Origin of the sequence: Bacillus sp. D7-8, from assembly GCF_052055895.1 — a bacterium.
In the GTDB taxonomy this organism is placed as follows: Bacteria; Bacillota; Bacilli; order Bacillales; family Bacillaceae; genus Bacillus; species Bacillus velezensis.
The window spans coordinates 910,918-930,329 of record NZ_CP179922.1 but is presented as its reverse complement, the minus strand read 5'-3'; the positions used below and the strand labels follow the sequence as shown (position 1 = coordinate 930,329).

At 47.7% G+C, this 19,412-nt stretch carries 17 protein-coding genes and 1 pseudogene; 4 read left to right on the top strand and 14 right to left on the bottom strand.

Going from position 1 to position 19,412, the window contains the following annotated elements; translation table 11 throughout:
• Positions 1–76: 76 nt before the first annotated feature.
• The 9 genes from glpD to ACKTRM_RS04795 form a co-directional block, all read right to left on the bottom strand.
• Positions 77–1,744: a glycerol-3-phosphate dehydrogenase gene (glpD, locus tag ACKTRM_RS04835; protein WP_003155341.1), complete on the bottom strand. Its 1,668-nt coding sequence runs from the start codon at positions 1,742–1,744 to the stop codon at positions 77–79.
• 137 nt (positions 1,745–1,881) lie between these two features.
• Entirely contained in the window at positions 1,882–3,372 is a 1,491-nt protein-coding gene (glpK, locus tag ACKTRM_RS04830) for a glycerol kinase GlpK (protein WP_007610291.1), read from the bottom strand.
• Positions 3,373–3,388: 16 nt separating this feature from the next.
• Complete coding sequence (locus ACKTRM_RS04825; RefSeq protein ID WP_032874243.1) at positions 3,389–4,216, bottom strand: MIP/aquaporin family protein; 828 nt, start codon at positions 4,214–4,216, stop codon at positions 3,389–3,391.
• A 172-nt stretch (positions 4,217–4,388) separates the two neighbouring features.
• On the bottom strand, positions 4,389–4,964 hold the full coding sequence (locus ACKTRM_RS04820) for a glycerol-3-phosphate responsive antiterminator (RefSeq protein ID WP_007610287.1): 576 nt from the start codon (positions 4,962–4,964) through the stop codon (positions 4,389–4,391).
• A 16-nt stretch (positions 4,965–4,980) separates the two neighbouring features.
• A complete protein-coding gene (locus ACKTRM_RS04815; RefSeq protein ID WP_123912801.1) occupies positions 4,981–6,333 on the bottom strand; it encodes an aspartate aminotransferase family protein in 1,353 nt (450 codons plus the stop codon).
• A 243-nt stretch (positions 6,334–6,576) separates the two neighbouring features.
• Positions 6,577–8,115 carry a bifunctional GNAT family N-acetyltransferase/carbon-nitrogen hydrolase family protein gene (locus tag ACKTRM_RS04810; protein WP_012117163.1) on the bottom strand — a complete coding sequence of 513 codons (1,539 nt, stop codon included), beginning with the start codon at positions 8,113–8,115 and terminating at the stop codon, positions 6,577–6,579.
• Positions 8,108–8,797, bottom strand: coding sequence for an HAD family hydrolase (locus ACKTRM_RS04805; RefSeq protein ID WP_003155347.1), 690 nt, complete (start codon positions 8,795–8,797; stop codon positions 8,108–8,110). The genes ACKTRM_RS04810 and ACKTRM_RS04805 overlap by 8 nt, the downstream gene beginning before the upstream one ends.
• A 127-nt stretch (positions 8,798–8,924) precedes the next feature.
• Positions 8,925–9,347 (bottom strand): CBS domain-containing protein, encoded by a 423-nt coding sequence (locus ACKTRM_RS04800; protein WP_007408449.1) that lies wholly within the window; start codon positions 9,345–9,347, stop codon positions 8,925–8,927.
• A gap of 130 nt (positions 9,348–9,477) precedes the next feature.
• On the bottom strand, positions 9,478–9,873 hold the full coding sequence (locus ACKTRM_RS04795) for a DUF5365 family protein (protein WP_007408448.1): 396 nt from the start codon (positions 9,871–9,873) through the stop codon (positions 9,478–9,480).
• 109 nt (positions 9,874–9,982) lie between these two features.
• Here ACKTRM_RS04795 and ACKTRM_RS04790 point away from each other — a divergent pair, with 109 nt between their 5' ends.
• A complete protein-coding gene (locus tag ACKTRM_RS04790) occupies positions 9,983–10,891 on the top strand; it encodes an RluA family pseudouridine synthase (RefSeq protein WP_012117162.1) in 909 nt (302 codons plus the stop codon).
• Here the strand turns inward: ACKTRM_RS04790 and ACKTRM_RS04785 are convergent.
• Positions 10,888–11,484 (bottom strand): class D sortase, encoded by a 597-nt coding sequence (locus ACKTRM_RS04785; protein ID WP_012117161.1) that lies wholly within the window; start codon positions 11,482–11,484, stop codon positions 10,888–10,890. The two genes, ACKTRM_RS04790 and ACKTRM_RS04785, sit on opposite strands and share 4 nt — an antisense overlap.
• Positions 11,481–13,534: pseudogene (locus ACKTRM_RS04780) on the bottom strand (bifunctional metallophosphatase/5'-nucleotidase). Before ACKTRM_RS04780 ends, ACKTRM_RS04785 begins: the two are co-directional and overlap by 4 nt.
• Before the next feature lie 192 nt (positions 13,535–13,726).
• Here ACKTRM_RS04780 and ACKTRM_RS04775 point away from each other — a divergent pair.
• On the top strand, positions 13,727–14,395 hold the full coding sequence (locus ACKTRM_RS04775) for a spore coat protein (RefSeq protein WP_012117159.1): 669 nt from the start codon (positions 13,727–13,729) through the stop codon (positions 14,393–14,395).
• Here ACKTRM_RS04775 and ACKTRM_RS04770 read toward each other — a convergent pair whose 3' ends face one another.
• Both ACKTRM_RS04770 and ACKTRM_RS04765 read right to left on the bottom strand, forming a co-directional pair.
• Positions 14,396–15,298 carry a hypothetical protein gene (locus ACKTRM_RS04770; protein WP_025284476.1) on the bottom strand — a complete coding sequence of 301 codons (903 nt, stop codon included), beginning with the start codon at positions 15,296–15,298 and terminating at the stop codon, positions 14,396–14,398. It abuts the gene before it with no gap.
• 120 nt (positions 15,299–15,418) lie between these two features.
• Positions 15,419–15,958, bottom strand: coding sequence for a YhcN/YlaJ family sporulation lipoprotein (locus ACKTRM_RS04765; RefSeq protein WP_012117157.1), 540 nt, complete (start codon positions 15,956–15,958; stop codon positions 15,419–15,421).
• Between the two features lie 144 nt (positions 15,959–16,102).
• Between ACKTRM_RS04765 and ACKTRM_RS04760 the strand changes: the two genes are divergently transcribed.
• A complete protein-coding gene (locus ACKTRM_RS04760; RefSeq protein WP_012117156.1) occupies positions 16,103–16,681 on the top strand; it encodes a hypothetical protein in 579 nt (192 codons plus the stop codon).
• 100 nt (positions 16,682–16,781) lie between these two features.
• Here the strand turns inward: ACKTRM_RS04760 and ACKTRM_RS04755 are convergent, their stop codons facing one another.
• Positions 16,782–18,173: an L-cystine transporter gene (locus ACKTRM_RS04755; RefSeq protein ID WP_012117155.1), complete on the bottom strand. Its 1,392-nt coding sequence runs from the start codon at positions 18,171–18,173 to the stop codon at positions 16,782–16,784.
• A 151-nt stretch (positions 18,174–18,324) separates the two neighbouring features.
• On the opposite strand from ACKTRM_RS04755, the gene ACKTRM_RS04750 reads away from it, so the two are divergent.
• Positions 18,325–19,404, top strand: coding sequence for a GGDEF domain-containing protein (locus tag ACKTRM_RS04750; protein ID WP_012117154.1), 1,080 nt, complete (start codon positions 18,325–18,327; stop codon positions 19,402–19,404).
• Positions 19,405–19,412 lie beyond the last annotated feature (8 nt).

The following is a 19,412-nucleotide window of genomic DNA, read 5'->3' as shown; positions in this document are numbered from 1 at the left end:
TTGATAACTTAACCAAATGCTTTATGTAAAAAGATAAAAGAAGGGCTCATGCCTTTTCGGCACAGCCCTCCGGTTATTATTGTTCGAGCGGAACAACCGCGTCGTGCAGCAGCGTATTTAACCACTCAGTGTGTTTTTCTTTCGTTTCGTCATTCCATTGGAATCGGTCGCTCATGTAATCAATCACGGCTGTTTTATACGTTTGCACCCATTTGATGTCGAAGAACAGTCTTCCCGTTCTGCGGACGAAGAAATCGGCAGGTGTCGCAGCCATTTCTTCTTCGATGCTGTAAGCCGCTTCCGCCAAAATGTGAACCGGAATCTGGCGTTTTTCCGCTTCGTCTTTCAGACCTTCAATCCGGCTGAATACATTTTCAACGTTAGAGCCGTATCTGATGGCTAACTGCTTAGCGGTTTCCTGTGATAAACCGATTTTCAAGCCGTCTTTTGTCTTTGCTTCCACAAATGACTCGAAGTTTTTAGAGCCGCCGACATGTCCGCCGGAAATCGGCATCGTCTTCGTCTTGCAGCCGCCGAAGTCCTGGCCGCCCTCTTCTTTCAAGCGGTCGCGGACAAGATCGACAATGTGCTCAGCCATTTTACGGTAGCCCGTCAGTTTTCCTCCGGCGATCGTAATCAGGCCTGATTGAGATGTCCAGATTTCATCTTTACGGGAGATCTCAGACGGGTCTTTCCCTTCTTCGTGAATAAGCGGTCTGAGGCCGGCCCAGCTTGATTCAATATCGTCCGCCGTAATGTTCAGTTCCGGGAACATATAATTGATGGAGCTGACGACATAATCGCGATCCTGCACCGTCATGCGCGGGTGCTCAAGTTTTTGTTTGTAAACCGTATCGGTCGTACCCACGTATGTTTTTCCTTCACGCGGAATGGCGAACACCATCCGGCCGTCCGGCGTATCAAAGTACACCGCCTGTTTAAGCGGGAATACGGATTGGTCGAATACGAGATGGACCCCTTTTGTGTGCTGAAGATGTTTTCCGCTTTTGCTGTGGTCTTTTTCTCTCAGCTCGTCGACCCACGGACCTGTCGCATTGACGATTTTTTTGGCGTAAACTTTGTATTCCTTGCCTGACAGCAGATCTTCAATTAAAACGCCGACAACTTTTCCTTTTTCATAAAGCAGTTCTTTCACTTTAGAATAGTTGACAGGCTCCGCACCGAATTTAACGGCTTCTTTCATGACTTCAATCGTCAGTCTCGCATCGTCCGTCCGGTATTCTACATAATAGCCTCCGCCTTTTAAGCCGTCTTTTTTGACGAGCGGCTCTTTTTGCAGCGTTTCTTTAGCAGACAGCATGCTTCTGCGCTCTGATTTTTTTACTCCCGCTAAATAGTCATACACACGCAGGCCGATGGAAGTAGAGAATGAACCGAACGTGCCGCCTTTATGAAACGGCAGCAGCATCCATTCCGGCGTCGTGACGTGCGGGCCGTTTTCGTACACGATGGCACGTTCCTTACCGACTTCTGCAACCATTTTGACTTCAAATTGCTTCAGATAACGCAAACCGCCGTGGACAAGCTTTGTGGATCTGCTTGATGTGCCGGCCGCGAAATCCTGCATTTCGCTCAAAGCGACTTTCATTCCCCTTGAAGCAGCGTCAAGCGCCGTGCCGGCACCCGTAATACCTCCCCCTATAATAAACAGATCGTATGTTTTTTTAGTCATGTCTTCCAGCATATGATCCCGTTCCAAACTTGAAAATTGGTGATTCATCATTACGTTTCCTCCTTGTTGTCACGGTATAGAAAAAGAGACCACAACAGCCAAAGCGCAGTTATCACTTTGGTGCTGTGGTCTCTCCTCATCTCAGGACCGTTCCTATTAACTTGTTTTCAGTATACCACATTTTTATCTTATTTAAAAGCCATAGCTGCATTTACTGCTTTTTTCCATCCGCCGTACAATTCATCGCGTTTTTCATCTTCCATTTCCGGTTTGAATTGCTTATCAAGGTTCCATTGATCAGCGATTTCAGTGCTGTCCTTCCAGTAGCCGACAGCGATTCCGGCCAAATACGCGGCACCGAGCGCCGTCGTTTCATTAATTTCCGGACGTTCGACCGGCACATCAAGCAAGTCGCTTTGGAACTGCATGAGGAAGTTATTTTTTACCGCTCCGCCGTCTACACGCAATGTTTTTAAAGAGATGCCTGAATCAGCCTCCATGGCATCAAGCACATCTTTCGCCTGATAAGCGAGAGATTCAAGCGTAGCCCGGATAAAATGCTCCTTCGTCGTTCCGCGTGTCAGGCCGAAAACTGAGCCGCGCACGTCACTGTCCCAGTACGGTGTGCCTAATCCGACGAAAGCGGGCACGACATAAACACCGTCAGCGGAATCCACACGCTCTGCGTATGTCTCGCTTTCTTTTGAATCTTGGAACATCCGCATGCCGTCTCTCAGCCATTGGATGGCAGAACCTGCGACAAAGATGCTTCCTTCCAGTGCATACTCGACTTTTCCGTCTAATCCCCAGGCGATTGTCGTCAGAAGGCCGTGATCAGAAGTGATGGCTTTTTCTCCGGTATTCATCAGCATAAAGCAGCCTGTGCCGTATGTGTTTTTCCCCATGCCTTCTTCAAAGCACGCCTGACCGAACAGCGCAGACTGCTGGTCTCCGGCCGCTCCCGCAATCGGGATGTTTTTACCGAAGAAATGATAATCAACCGTTTTCGCGTACACATGAGAAGACGGTTTCACTTCCGGCAGCATTGATTTCGGCACGCCTAAAATATCAAGCAGCTCGTCATCCCATTTTAATTCATGTATATTAAACATCAGCGTTCTTGAAGCGTTGGAATAATCCGTTACGTGCGCCGCCCCTCCGGACATTTTCCAGATGAGCCATGAATCAATCGTTCCGAACAGAAGATTTCCGTTTTCCGCTTTTTCCCGCGCGCCTTCTACATTGTCAAGAATCCATTTGACTTTCGTTCCTGAGAAATAAGGGTCGATCAAAAGTCCCGTTTTTTCTCTGAATGTATCATTATATCCTTTTTCACGAAGCTCTTCGCAAATGCCGGATGTTTGTCTCGATTGCCACACAATCGCATTGTATACCGGCTTTCCGGTATCTTTATCCCATACGACCGTCGTTTCCCTTTGGTTCGTGATGCCGATGCCGGCAATTTGATCAGCGCTGATTCCGGACTCGGAGATCACAGTCGCGATAACGGCGAGCACCGATCCCCAAATTTCGTTCGCATTGTGCTCCACCCAGCCCGGCTGAGGGAAATGCTGTGTGAATTCCTTTTGAGCGGAATGCACGATTTTTCCTTCTTTATTAAAAAGAATCGCTCTTGAACTTGTTGTGCCTTGGTCAATTGATAAAATATAGGTCTCCATGATGCCGCTCTCCTTTTTAAATATATTCAGAATTTGATAATGTTTTCTGTGATTGAGATTTCTTGGTATAAATATAGAGTATGAAAAGCACTACAACCATTATAACGCTTACAAACCAAAAGCTAGGTGTCACATTTCCTTTAAACGCGGCATTGTAAAATACGCCGCCGAACGCACCGCCCATGATCGGACCAACTACGGGAATCCAGGCATATTTCCAATTGGACGGCCCTTTTTTCGGAATCGGCAGAAAGGCGTGAGCGATTCTCGGCCCCAAATCCCGCGCAGGGTTGATCGCATATCCGGTCGTCCCTCCAAGAGAAATCCCGATGGCAACGATGAGGAATCCGACAATCAGCGGGTTCAGCCCTTTTGTAAATTCATTCGCTCCGATTGCCAAAATGCCGAGCACAAGCACAAACGTACCAATGACTTCACTTATCATATTCCCAAATGTATGAGGAATACTCGGGCCGGTCGAGAAAACGCCCAGTTTAGCGGCCGGATCATCCGTCGCCTTCCAATGCGGCAGATAATGAAGGAACACAACAACCGCACCGATCATTGCTCCGATCATCTGTCCCGCAATATAAACAGGAACCTCTTTCCAAGGAAAGCTGCCTTCAAGCGCAAGGCCTATCGTTAAAGCCGGATTCAAGTGGGCGCCGCTGATGCTGCCGACGGCATATGCCGCCATGGCTACTCCCAATCCCCAGCCGAATACAATAACAATCCATCCGGATTGGTATGAAAGCGATTTCTTTAAATTGACTCCCGCACAAACGCCGCCTCCGAAAATAACAAGCAGCATTGTACCGATTACTTCTCCCCAAAATGCTGTCATCATCATTCCTCCTAAATGACATAATAGCAGGTTTGACAGAGTTATAGAGAATAAAAAACCCACAACAAACCGCTTTACGCTTTATTGCTTCCGTAAAGAGCTGTTGTGGGTCTCCGGGTCTCCATCACATAGTATTAACCTAGGTCTATTGTAACAATGGGTGTAAGCGGTGTCAATCTTTTTTTGTCATAGAATGTTCATATTTAGCCCATAGTTCGGTGTCTGAAGTTGTCACGGCCGTGGCTCCTGCCTGCAAGGCGTTTTCAACGTCCTGCTCCGTGCGGATGAAGCCGCCGGCAAAAATCGGAATCCCCGTCATTTCTTTAATTTCTCTGATTAAAGTCGGAACGATGCCCGGGAGAACCTCGATAAAGTCAGGCTTATGCTTTCCGACGAATTCCATACTTTTCTCCATGGCGCTTGTATCCAAGAGAAACAGACGCTGGATCGCGTATATTTTCTTTTGTTTCGCTTTGACGATGACTGATGATCTCGTCGAAATGATGCCCGCGGGCCGGATATCCTGGCAAATGAACTCCGCACCGTATTCATCATGCTTAATGCCGTGAATTAAATCGACGTGAACCATCAGAAGTTTTCCGTGTTTTTTCGCTTCATTCACGACACCTTTTAATTGACCGAGGTGGATATCTAAAATGACGCCGTATAAGAACGGACTTTCTAAAAATGCATCGAATTGCTTCATGTTCCGGATTGCCGGTAGAATCTGCTGGTTGTGAAAACTCATGTTTTACTCCTTTACATTAAAAATCAATGCTCAGCACGCTTTCCTTTACGGTCGAAATGATGAAAGAGAGCTCCTCGTCCGACAGGCAAAAAGGCGGAGACAGCTGAATGACATTATTATATCCCGCTACAGTATCGCCATTTTTCCCGACAAGCAGGCCTTTTTCTCTGCACGCGGTGATGACGTGCTGCACAAGGGCGGCATCAGCGGGTTCCTTCGTGATTTTGTCCTTGACGAGCTCAATGCCGGCAAGAAGGCCCTTGCCCCGTACATCTCCGACCGCCGGATGTTCTCTGAGCGGCTCAAGCTCACGGAGCAGCCTTTCTCCAAGCTCCCGGGAACGGGCGATCAGATTTTCGTCCTCCATCAATTGCAGGTTTTTCAAGGCCAGGGCGCAGGCTGCCGGATTGCCTCCGAATGTATTCACGTGCCGGAAGCGGCCGTACGGCTCACCGCCCGAATACGCCTCAAAAATCTCCCGTTTTACTGCCGTTGCCGACAGCGGCAGATAAGCGCTCGTAATGCCTTTTGCCATTGTGACGATGTCCGGTGAAACGCCGTAATGCTGAAATCCGAACGGCTCTCCCGTGCGGCCGAAACCGCAAATGACTTCATCACTGATCAGAAGCGCGCCGTGGCGGCGGCAAATGTCCTCTACCTTTGCCATATACCCGTCCGGGGGCATCAGTATCCCTCCGCCTGTAATAATCGGTTCCATAATAACGCCGGCAATCGTTTCGCTTAACTCCCACGTCATGATCCGGTCGATGTCATGCGCGCTTTCCAATGTGACGGCATCGCCGGGATTCCGATAAAGATCAGGCGGCGCCGCGTGCAAAAAACCTTGTGAGAGCGGCTCATATTTATACTTTCTCTGCGCCTGGCCGGTAGCGGCGAGCGCCCCCATCGTATTGCCGTGATAGCCTCTGTACCGGGAGATGAATTTGAAGCGGCTGTGATCGCCGTTTTCAATGTGGTATTGGCGGGCAATTTTGAACGCGGTTTCATTTGCTTCCGATCCGCTGTTGGAAAAGAAGATTACATAATCGCCGCCGAGCCATTCATTCAATTTTTCTGCAACCTCAATCGCAGGTTGATGGCTTTGGGTCAGCGGATAATAAGGAAGCTCCTTCAATTGGCTGTAAGCCGCATCGGCAAGTTCCTTTCTCCCATATCCGATATTGACGCACCACAGGCCTGACATGCCGTCCAAATACCGTCTGCCGTCAATGTCCGTAACCCAGGCGCCTTCCCCTTTTTGGACGATTATGCTGTCATCCGGCTCCGCCCCTTTCATCGCGTGCCAAATCAGCTCTTTATCCTTTTGTTTGAGTGACTGATTTTTTTGTACATGTTCCACACCGCTCATCTCCCTTTCAATATCATTGCACTGTATCGAAAGCTGCCCGGCTTCTGACGCCGATTCTCTTGGTGAAGTTTTCCTCTTAATAAGAATATAAAGGCGCGGCATGGGCGAGTCAATAAAGCGGCGGCAATTAAAAAAACGCTTTCTCCCAGAAAGCGAAAGGGCTACAAGAGCATATCCCGAAACCGGGGCCGGTGCAAGTGTTTTTATAAAAAACCCGCCCCTTAAGCGGAGCGGGCGTTTTTTTTATTTAAGATGCGTAATCCGGTAAATATCTTTGCGCCGGTCTTTCAGCTGGCGCACGGTTCCGTTTTCACGCTGCCTTCTTAAGATTTCAAGGTCCACGTCCCCGATCACGACCATTTCGATATTCGGATTCGTTTCACCGACGATTCCGTCTCTGGCAAATTCAAAATCAGACGGAGCAAAAATGGCTGACTGCGCGTATTGAATATCCATATTTTCTGTTTGCGGCAGGTTTCCGACCGTACCCGAGATGACGGTGTAAATTTGGTTTTCAACCGCTCGCGCCTGAGAGCAGTACCTTACGCGCAAGTAGCCTTGGCGGTCTTCAGTGCAGAACGGCGTAAAGATCATTTTCGCCCCTTGATCCGCGGCAATTCTCGCAAGCTCCGGAAATTCGATATCGTAACAGATCTGAATGGCGATCTTTCCGCAGTCCGTATCAAATACGCGCACCCTGTCTCCGGCGCTGATGCCCCACCATTTCCGCTCATTCGGCGTAATGTGAAGCTTATATTGTTTTTCAATCGTGCCGTCACGTCTGAATAAGTAGGCGATGTTATAAATTTTCCCCTCTTCTTCAACGAAGTGGGAGCCGCCGATGATGTTGACGTTATATTTCACCGCGAGATCTGTAAAGAGGCTGATATAGTCCTCGGTATATTCGGTAATCCTCTGAATGGCCAGACTCGGAGAACGCTCCTCGAGGAAAGACATGAGCTGCGTCGTGAAAATTTCCGGGAACACCGCGAAATCAGATCTCGCATCGGAAGCCACATCGACATAATATTCAACCTGATTGGCAAATTCCTCGAAGGAGTAAATCTTTTTCATTTCATATTGAATGACGCAGATGCGCACCGGAAATGCCGATTTGTAATAGCGCTTCGACTGCGGCAGGTAATCGACATTGTTCCATTCCATTAATGTCGCATATTTTATGGACGCGGTGTCATCCGGGAGATAATTCGGATTGATCCGCATGAGCGTAAATCCGTTCATCAGCTGGAAAGAAAGCACCGGATCATAAATCTGATGGCGCGTCACCTGTTCGACATAGGCTCTCGCCGTCATTTCTTCCGCATACTTATGATAATTCGGAATCCGCCCGCCGATAATGATGCTTTTCAGATTCAATCGTCTCGCTAAGTCTTTTCTCGCCTCATACAGCCGGTGTCCGATTTTCATCCGTCTGTATTCCGGGTGAACCATTACCTCAATCCCGTACAGATTCAATCCGTCCGGGTTGTGGTTCGTGATATAACCGTCGTCTGTAATGTCCTGCCACGTGTGGCGGTCATCATATTCATCGAAATTGATGATCAGGCTTGAGCATGAACCGATAATTTCCCCTTCATACTCGGCGCAAAACTGACCTTCTGGAAAGTGCGCGAGATGGCTGATTAAATGCTCAGGCTCCCACGGCTCCATCCCCGGAAAACAATCCTTTTGCAGCTCAATAATTTTGTTGATATCTTTCTCTTCCATATTCCGGATGACCATTTTCTTTTCAAAACGGGTCAGATCAAGTTTCTCAGACAATGCTGCTTCCCCCTGCCGGTTCGTTTTGATCGTTCAATCGCTGTAAGAGTAATTCAAGTTCCATTTCAGCCATCGATTCCAGTCTGTGATCGTACTCTTCAAATAACAGGGCGCTTGTTACCTTATTCGGGACGATGACACATTTCATGCCGGCCCGTTTGGCTGCGATTGAGCCGTTGACCGAATCCTCAAAGGCCAGACATTCAGATGGTTCAACGCCTAAATGTTCCGCAGCTTTCAGATAGAGCTCCGGATTCGGCTTCACTTCTTCTACGTCGTCAGCCGTCTGAATCACTTCAAATTCATCAAACAGGCCTAATTCCTTCAGATGGCCCGATACCCATTTAAAATCTGAGCTGGACGCGAGCCCCACTTTCAATCCTAATTCTTTTGCCGCGGCTAAATAAGCCTCCACCCCGGGACGCGCCGTTTCCGTCTTCATCCGCTGTTCGAAGCGCCCGCGCCTGATCGCCGTCAGTTCATCATGATCGAGCTTTCTTCCCAGCTGCTCCTCTAAATATGCGAACGGCTTAAACCCCGCGGCCGTTCCGATCACCTTTCCCCAGACGGATAAAGGCAATGTTGAACCGTGTTCTTCAAACATTTCCTGCAGCACTTCATATTCATGGGTTTCTGTATCTAAAATTAACCCGTCAAAATCAAAGATTAATGCTTTTATCAATGGTTACAGCTCCTTTAGTTAAACGTACTGACCTATGTATACACTATACCGTGAATTTCTTTCGCGTTCAAAATGTAACATTCTGACGGAAAGAAGAGCCTGCATAAGTGCAAGCTCTCTTCATCCGTTACTGTGTGTTTTGACTGGAAATATTGGAAAGAGCCGCTCCCGCAGACTCATTTGAACGCTGATCAACCGCTAAGTCTCCAAGCGCAACGATCCCGACCAGATGATTTTGATCGACAATGGGAAGGCGGCGGATTTGGTGTTGGGCCATCAGATGTGACGCCTCTTCAAGACTCATTTCCGGGTTTCCGGACACAACTGCAGAAGACATCACGTGTGAAACAGGTGTTTGGCCGTCGCGGCCTTGAGCCGTTGTTCTCAATGCGATATCACGGTCTGTCAGCATTCCTTTTAATTCCCCTCCGTCAACGACGGGAATTGCTCCGACATTATGCTGGTGCATCAGCGCAGCCGCTTCCTGAATCGTTTGATTGGGAGAAACGGTAGCCACGTGGGTAGTCATTGATTGTTTGATTGAACTCATTGTAAAGCACCCCTTTCGACATTTATTATGCTCGGGGATTTGTCTCATTATAAAGGGAGTTAGAGGAAAGAAATTGTGGTATCATGTCAAGGAAGCAAAAAAGAGCCTGTCAAAAGGCTCTTTATACCCGTCAGATCAGCCTTCTGTGACCGCAGGCTTCTGATCCGGCCCCTGTCTCGAAATCATCATAGGTAAAGGGAAAATTCATTCCGCATTCGTTCAGCAAAGCGCAATTTTTATCAAACAGCGCCCGCTCTTTGACGTCATATACCGGGTGCGGCTTTGACAGCATGATATGTACCGTTTGCAGACAAGCCATAATTTGAAACGCTTCTTTTAAAGTTCCTTGGTAACGTTGGTTTTGTAATGATAATACGCCCCTTTTTTTAAAGCGCTGAATTTCCAGTTCGGAGAAATAAAGAGGAAAGACATTTTGAAACAATTCAGAGGAAAGCTCTTGTATCGCGCTTTCTTGTCCGTCAGTCGCTGCGTTCACAATTCTCACATCAATCACCTTTCTTGCCATGTGAATATCCTTAATCTTTATCAAGAATAGCATAGAAAAAAACGCGAAAGCTAAGGTAAGTGTTTCCTATTGAAACAGCCGCTTTCCGCTTGAAAAGGAGCTTGATGATATGAAACAAAATGACCGCGGTCTGGAACTTCTGATTACGGAAAAGCACGCCGGACAATGGCTGTTTTCAGTCCTGAAATCTGAATTCCAGGCGTCAAAACCCGTAATTACGGAATGGATGAACCAAGAAAGCATTCAGGTGAATCGAACACCCACGAAAAACAACATCATACTGAAAACCGGAGATCGCTTATTCATTGATCTTCAGGAAAAAACGGGTTCTTCGGTGACTCCGGAATACGGAGAGCCGGACATTTTATTTGAGGACAATCATATGCTGATTGCAAATAAGCCGGCGGGAATGCCGACTCATCCAAATGAAGAGGGTCAGACCGGCACCCTCAGCAACCTGATCGCTTACCATTTTCATATCAACGGCGAGCAGGCGAAAGTGCGCCACGTTCACCGTCTTGACCGTGACACGTCAGGCGCGGTCGTTTTCGCGAAACACCGCCTGGCCCATGCAATCCTTGACCGTCAGCTCGAAACCAAAACATTAAAACGCACCTATATCGCCGCGGCGGAAGGAAAAGTGACGCCTAAAAAAGGCACGGTTGACTCGCCGATCGGCCGCGACAGGTCACATTCCGTCAGACGGCGCGTCTCACCCGGCGGACAAGCCGCCGTCACCCATTACAAAGTGAAAGACTATCATCCCGGTGCGCAGCTTACATTGGCAGAGCTTGAACTGGAAACCGGGAGAACACATCAAATCAGGGTTCATATGGCAAGCATCGGCCATCCGTTGGCGGGCGATGACCTGTACGGCGGAAGCAGGACGCTGTTTCACAGGCAGGCGCTTCACGCAAAAAAAGTCAGTGTCGTCCATCCGATCTCAGGAGAAGAAATCGTTGCCGAGGCGCCGATGCCGGCTGATCTGGCTCATTTTACCGAAACGTATTTTTCTTAAACCGGGTCGGCATATATAATATATCGTTTCGGCGCATTTCCAATGTAAGAAAACGGGTAGCAAGTGGTCAGGATCAGTTCCTCCCGCTTGTGCTGAAGGGTGATGACAGATGTATCATCCCGGCTGACGATTTTTGTACGGCTGATTTTATAAGAAAACGTGCCGTAAGACAAAATCACGTTCAGTCTGTCTCCTTTTTTCAATTCGCCGGTCCGGCGGAACACCGTGTCCCTGTGGCCGGATAACACAATTTGGCCGTGATCGCCCGGATAATAGCTGTCCTTATAATGTCCGACGCCTTTTGCTAAATCATCTGCGTCAGTCCCTTCCACGATCGGGAGCTCAGCGTCGATTTCAGGGATTTCTAAAATGCCGCTTGCCTCACCCGTTTCGGGGTGAAATTCTTTTTTGCGCTGTGTCAGCACAGCGCTTTTTGTTTCGTTCTTTTCCAAGACAGGTTCTGTTGCTTTTTTTGCTTCTTCAAGCGAATGGTTCGTTTTCATATGTGAATCAATGATCTTCCAGCTTCCGTAACATGTGATGATGATACCGACGATGATGACGAGAAGCGGAATATGTTTCAGTTTGTTCATCGTGTGCGGGTTCCCCTTTTCTTTCTGAAAAGCCAATATACGCCGGCACCCGTGATCACCAGGCCGGCCAATGCCGTCTGATGGCTGCCCGCTGAAGTATCAGGCAATGGGCGGCCTTTTTGTGTGCCGCTTTCAGTCTGATTTGTGCTTTGTTCCGAATTTGCGGCAGACGCCGGACGGGATTCGGGAATTGACTGCACTGTATCAGATGCTGTTTCTTCTACGACAGGACGTTTAGTTTTTTTGGTTTGATCAGGCTGATCTGCCGCATCCGGTTTTTAGCGGGTTTTTCCGCTTGAGGTTTTTCTCCTTTATCAGGCCTGGTGCCGCCCGGTGTTTCCCCGCTTCCCGGCTGATTGCCGGTGTCATCAGGTGTTTCGGCGGCTGATGCCGTGCGGATGCGGCCGTCGGTTTGATAAGAAATCGGCGCGGAAAAGCTTTTGACATAGTCTACTGTCGCTTCCAAATCCTCAGGCCCCGTCACCCGATTCTTGCCGAGTTTCCCGATCGGACCGTATTTTGCCCCCGCCGCCGTCGCCATAAATTGATTAACTGTTACTGTATATCCTTTTTCGGGCTGTATGTCTGTCCCGTCCGCCATTTTCATATCAACCGCTTGTCCGGTTTCCGGGTTCCATGTATAGGAAAATCCGCTGATGCTGTAATCCGGTCCGTACACCGGAGAAATTTGCGCGTTAATGATCTCCCGCAAATCTTTTCCTTTGATTTCAAGCTTCGTCAGCACATTGCCGAACGGCTGTATATTATAAAGGTCTCCCCATGTGATCGGCCCTTTTTTTAAGCCGTCCCGGATGCCTCCCCCATTCATAAGTGCAAAATCGGATTTCATCTTCGCTTTCATACCGTCGGCAATCAGATTTCCGAGAGCCGTGTCGCCGTCATTTGAATACCCGCCCTTTATATCATGGGCCGCTTCCCCGACCGCTTCGCTGATAATCGGTTTCACTTTCTCTTCATATTTGCTTAATATGCCTGCCGCAGCCGGGTCAGGCTTGATTTTACTTTGATCGATATATTGGATTTCCGCTGATTTTTTCACGATATCCTTCGACTCTTTATCAAGTTCAAGATCGGCGATACCGATTGCTTTTCCGTATTCAAATGCCTGCACGATCAGCTTGCCGTCGATTTCTCCGTTTACGACTTTATGATTGTGCGCGGCGAAAATCACATCAATCTCTGAGTCTGTTCCGCTTGCAAGCTTTGCGGATTCTCCCGTGATTGCTGAGCCATTTTGTTCAGCAGACATATGGGCGAGCACGGCGATTGCTTTAATTCCTTTTTTCTTCAGGTCAGCGGCGGCGTCATTGACGGCCTTTACCTCATCCGTAAACGTAATATCTTTAATTCCGTCCGGGATGACCATGCCTGCCGCCGATCTGGTTACAACCCCGATAAATGCGACCGGAATTCCGGAAACGTATTTAATTTCATACGGCGGCAGAAAGGACTCCCCTGACTTCAGTTTACAGTTGGCGCAGACGAGCGGGAAATTTTGGCCGTCATAACCGCTTGTCCCCTTACCGTCCGGATGATCTCCTCCATTGATGATCCGTTTAAGCTCATTCGTTCCTTCATCGAATTCGTGATTGCCGACAGTTCCGACATCAAAACCGATGTCTTCCATCAATTCTACTGTCGGTTCATCCTGAAAAAGGGCTGACACGGGAGAGCTGCCCCCGATCATATCGCCCGCATGCACGACAAAGGCGTGTTCTTTCTCGGCTTTCGCCTTTTTAATGTACGCTGCGGCGTAGTCCATCCGCCCGAACGTGCCATCCGGTTTACCGTCTCCGTTAAGGTCAAGCTCATATTGCTGATCAATTTTTCCGTGCAGATCATTCATGCTGATGATTCTGAGCGGGACACGGCCGGAGTCTTCAGTCTGCCGTTCTTTATACGCTTTATCCATTCCAGCTTCATTCAGTGATCCTGCTTGTCCGATTGCTTCCGCATCTTTCACGCTGAACATCATAAAACAAACCGTCAGCAAACAGCACGTAAGACGCATACCCCTTTTTTTCTTCATTTATTTCCCCCCTGTCTTCTAAGAAATACGTTAGCTTATTTTCTTAAAAATCACATCACTTTTTTGTAAAGATTGTCTTCACTGGCGCAAAATAGTAAATAATCCCCACGTAACGAAACAGGACTTGATGTATAACGGATCGGCTTTTTTCACATCTTAATGATGATTTGACATGAAGGAGGAAAACAACCAGTGGAACAGCAGCAGAATCAGCAGCAGCAGCAGCCAGTAAATCAGGGGATCCCGGGTTCACCGCAAGTGAATCACGGAGGACATGAGCTTTTCGATATGCATGAAGTGCTGGCCGGAACAGTCGGCGTTTTGGATCAATTTATGATGCTCAGACAATTTATACAGGATCAGCAGCTGGCCGACATCCTTGACCGCCAGTATCAATTCATTCTCGGACTCTATAATCTGACGGCAGAATGCTTTAAGACCGGCCAAAAGCCTTCTCAGGAAACGTCGACATATATGATGAAGGAACAGAACCAGGCCGTCTACGGTATAAAACCGACTCAGCCGAAAAAACCGAATCAATCATTAAATGATGTCAAAGATCTCGGGATCAGCGGCCATATGCTCGGCCTGATTAAAGCTCAAGCTTCTCTCTTGACGATGAGCTCGCTTGAAATGACCAATCCCGTCACAAGAAGAGTGCTCTCCGCGCAAATTCAGCAATATGTCGAAATGGCGTTTGAAATCTTCTTATACCAAAATAAACACGGTTATTATCAGGTTCCTCAGCTCAATGCACAAGATATGCAGACCATGCTGAATTCATTTGCACCGGCCCAGGGACAGCCGCAAATGCCTCCGATTAAAGGACAAATGGGACAGCAGCAGCAAAACCTCCATTGATTAAAAAACGGCGTTGGAAACCTGACTCTCCAATGCCGTTTTCTTTTTTTCATATGCTTTTATGAAATCATGTTCAAATTGTTTCAGGCTTTCTTTCGTAGCCGCTTCAAAGCCTTTTTCAAAATCCTGTGTTTCGGCGGTTTTGTTGATAATGGTTAAGATAATGCCTTCTCCGAATGTTTCGGTTAAGTCCTTTATCATATAGAAGCTTTGCAAATAGACATCCGTTTCATATTCCATACGCGATTTCTGCCATTTTCGGTCGGTCGTTAATTGATCAAACGGCACGACGGAAAATGCAATCGGATCAATGACTACATCATAATGCGCGACCCACTCGCTCAGCCCCTCATGAAACCAAAGCGGAAATACAGACGTATCCGTCCCCAATTGCCGCGTTTTTTGATGAAACGCATAGTGTGTATATTCATGTATAATCAATTGCTTATACATGAAAACGGCCAGCTCATCTTTTTTCAAAAGCTGTTTTTTCTCTTCAGGCAAAAGCCCCATCATCTGCTCCTGTTCTGAATAAAAACCGACTACATTTTTCAATCCTGAATATTGCTCCATTTCAGCTTCATCCGAAAAGAAAATGAGTTCAAGCGGCGCTTCACCTTTATAGCCGACAATGATTTGATTGATACGCTTTGCGTGGTCCAGCGTAAGCTTGGTCAGATCCAAGAGCGGCTTTTCATCCGCCGTATAGTAAATCGCTGTATGTTTGTAAATTTCTTTATCCATGTGTTCAGTCACTTGTTCCTTCGTCGGAACAGAGCGGCTGTTTTGGCCTGACAGGATGTACATCATACTTACTGAAACGGCTGAACTGACAGCCAATATGACAAGGACTCCGCACAGGATCAGAGTGAATACCGCCCGTTTCCCCATGCCGTCACGCAAACAAGCTCCCCTCCCCGATCCTTTCATTTTCATCTCATTCTTTACTTTATGCTCAGGAGCGCTGGGTCGTGACGGCAGATAAAATAAAAAAGCCGCAGCAAATGCGGCTTTTCCATTCATTTATTTATTGGGGTTTGGGAATACACGCTGCACCATTTGACCGAATTCATCAAACAGACCGGATACAGGATGTCCGTTTTGGATTCGTTTTCCGTAGCCTTGCATACGTTCAACGAAGTCCGGGTTCGCTGATACATATACAGTCCGGACATGTTTATCGGCTGATTTCACCTTATCGGTAATCTTATTTTTTAAATGGTTGGCGATGGCGCCTTTTTGTCCGTTTGTCAGAACAACGGCTACATAAGCGCTGTTTCCGGCAACGATCACAGTCGCATTTTTAACTTCTTTTAAATCAGTCACCTTGTCAGCGGCTTTATCAGCCACTCTCAGGTTACGATTGTCATTGTGATCGGTGTTTTGGTTATGACGGTTCACTGTATTCATATTTGTCGCACCGTCGTTAGGCGTGTTGCGGTAATTTACATTCTGGGTGTGGTTGTCATTTCGTTTTCCTTCTCCTTGGTTCCCCATACTGCACCCTGCGGTAATCAGCATCGGCAGAAGAAGGGCAGAGATAACTGCTTGCTTTTTTATCATGTGAATTCCTCCTTTCTCACTTTACGTATAGGTTTTTCTATTCGGCGGGATTTATACACGCCGTTTGCATTCTGAGCGGTTTGGATAAATATCAGAAGGAAAGGGAAAGGTAAGCGTAATCAATTGAATGAGGAGGGATTTAACTTGTTCAGAAAAAAAAGCGGCATCAGCCCGACAGCGCTGCTGATCGGATCATCGATTCTGATTGCAGCTTTATCACCCGAAATCCGCCGGAAAATCTCCGGAATGGTTTCAGGCAGAATGCAGCATAAAGATGGCACACACTCCATGCAGCCTGCTGACCTGATTCAACAGGCGTTCAGCGGGGAATCCGGCGGACAGCAGCACGCAGACAAAGCCCGGCATTCACAAACCGGCTCCTTGCAGCCTGCCGAGCTGATCAAACAGGCTTTCGGCGGCGAATCCGGCGGACAGCAGCACACAGACAAAGCCCGGCATTCACAAACCGGCTCCTTGCAGCCTGCCGAGCTGATCAAACAGGCTTTCGGCGGCGAATCCGGCGGACAGCAGCATGAGCAGACTTCCCGCAATCACGCCGGCTCATCCCATACGGACGGACAGGCAGACCGCAGCCGCAGTAAAGAAACTTCGCCGAAGCCTCACTATACCGAGCCGATTCACTTCGAAGAAAGCGCGGTAAATGTTTTAAATGACAGCACCGTGATGAATATGCTGGAAGAAATTGAACCCGGAAATCATTAGAAACGAAAAAAAATCCTTCATTCGTTCAACGATGAAGGATTTTTCGTTTTAGCGCTCTATCTCATATTTTTCTATAAGAGAATGAACCATCGATCTGCTTTTAAGCTTCTTCAGCTTCAATGACGATTGAGGAATCATTGTACACCGCGGTATCGGTTTCCTTCGTCATTTTACTTGTTAACAGCCCTGCGGTCATACTGCCGCTGACATTTAAGGCGGTGCGCCCCATGTCAATTAACGGCTCAATTGAGATGAGCAGCCCGGCAAGCGCCACAGGCATGTTCAAAGCGGATAGGACGAGAAGAGCCGCAAATGTCGCGCCGCCTCCCACGCCTGCTACACCGAATGAACTGATTGCCACGATGGCGATGACAGAGATGATAAATCCCGGTTCAAACGGGTTTTGTCCTACTGTCGGCGCAATCATCATCGCGAGCATCGCCGGGTAAATGCCGGCACAGCCGTTTTGACCGATTGATAAGCCGAATGAACCGGCGAAGTTCGCAATGCCTTCCGGTACGCCCATGCTTTTTTGTGTTTTAATATTGAGCGGCAAAGCCCCTGCGCTTGAACGGGACGTAAACGCAAACACCATAACCGGAAATGCTTTTTTCACGTATGTGATCGGATTTAAACCGCTGAACGTGATCAGCAGCAAGTGAATGATAAACATGGCGATAAGCGCGGCGTATGAAGCGATCACAAACATCCCCAGTTTCGCAATGCTGTCGATGTCGCTTGTCGCGATCGTTTTGGTCATAATCGCCAATACCCCGTAAGGCGTCAGTCTTAAAATTAATGTCACGACGCGCATAATAATCGCGTAAACCGCATCGACAATTCCGCTGAATGTCGCTGCGTGCTCCGGCTGCTTCCGTTTCACGCCCAGAAAAGCGATGCCGAGGAAAGCGGCGAAAATAACGACTCCGATGGTGGAAGTCGGTCTGGCTCCCGTGAAATCAAGAAACGGATTCCCCGGCAGAAGCTCAACGATTTGCTGAGGCAGCGTTTTGGCCGTCATATCCTCAGATTTTTGCTGCAGCTCCTGACCCCTTGATAACTCAGTGCTCCCCTGGTCGATATGAACGGCTTTCAGATCAAAGGAAAGCGCCGAAACAATTCCGACTGCCGCGGCAATTGCTGTCGTAGCGATCAAAATTCCGATGATCAGACCGCTGATTTTCCCGATGTTATGGGTCAGTTTAAGCTTCGTAAATGCGCCGAGAATAGAAATAAAGACTAGCGGCATGACGATCATCTGAAGCAATTTGACATAACCGCCGCCGGCAATATTAAACCAATCGGCCGTTTTTGTCACGACATGTGAGGCCGGCCCGTAAATCAATTGCAGCGCAAAACCGAATACAATGCCTAATCCGAGCGCGGTAAAGACACGTTTAGAAAAGGAAACGTGTTTTTTTTGCATCACAAACAGACCTGCTATAAACAAAAACAAAATAAAAACATGTAAGATTACAAATAAATTCTCCAAAACAGGTAAACACTCCCTTGCTCATTATCCTTAAACACTATATTACATCAATTCCGATCGGTCAAGTAAGGATTGACAATATATGTATTTTTATTGATTTTTCTCTTTTCTTTCCATCCTTTCTTTAGTAACTTATATAAGGGTGATTGTTATGCTGAAGGAACTGTTTCTTAATTTGACGATTTTAATCACATTTAATTATCTCTTCACCGTTCTTTTTAAAGAGTCGCTTTCACATAAAGAAGACCGTCCGATGTTTCAATTACTGAAGGGGGCGGTTTGCGGGCTTTTAGGGGTTTTTCTGATTGCTTTCGGCTTTTCTTACTCCGATTCCATCATTGATCTCAGAAATATCCCCATTATCATCGCCGCTCTTTACGGAGGCTGGGTGTCTACAGCAGCTGCCTTTTTCATTATCGTGGCAGGCCGTATCCTGATCAATTTCAATGCCAGCGCCATTTATTCTATCGCCGCAGTCGGCATGATTGCGATACTTTCTGTGGCCGTATTCAGAGGAAAAAAGCCGAATCACAAAAATGCGTTCGTTATGCTGCTCTTTTCAAATGTTATTATCACCCTGACGCTGCTGTTACTTATGCCTGAACAGCCTGCCGGGGCCCTCGTTTATTTTTGGCTCATTTCTACCTTGGGCGGAATGCTGTCGCTGTATATCATTAAACACGAAGCCGATGCCCGCCTTTTGTTCAAGCAATACAAGTTTCAAGCGAATTATGATTTTCTGACGGGGATTTTTAATAAGAGAAAATTCGAGGAAGTCTCGCGCGTTCTGTACGATCGGGCGTCTCAATCCCCCTCGTCTCAGCTCGCGCTTATTTATTTGGATATTGATCACTTTAAGCAGATCAATGATCAATACGGCCATTATGAAGGGGACCAAGTGCTGAAGGAACTGGGGGCGCGCCTGAGGCTCTTACTCAGCAGTTCTGATCCGTCAGCCCGCATCGGCGGGGAAGAATTTGCCGTGCTTATGCCCAATTGCACGTATACAAAAGGGCTTCACCTCGCAGAAGAAATCAGGCACACGATTGACGCGAACCCGATTCTGCTGACGAGCGGAGATACAATTCCCGTGACCGTTTCCCTCGGCATCGCGCATTATCCGACAAATACATCGGATCCTCAGACATTGCCCCTGATCGCGGACCGGATGCTGTACAAAGCGAAAACATCAGGGCGCAATCAAGTGTGCAGCACTGAAAAAAAAGAATGATCGCCCGA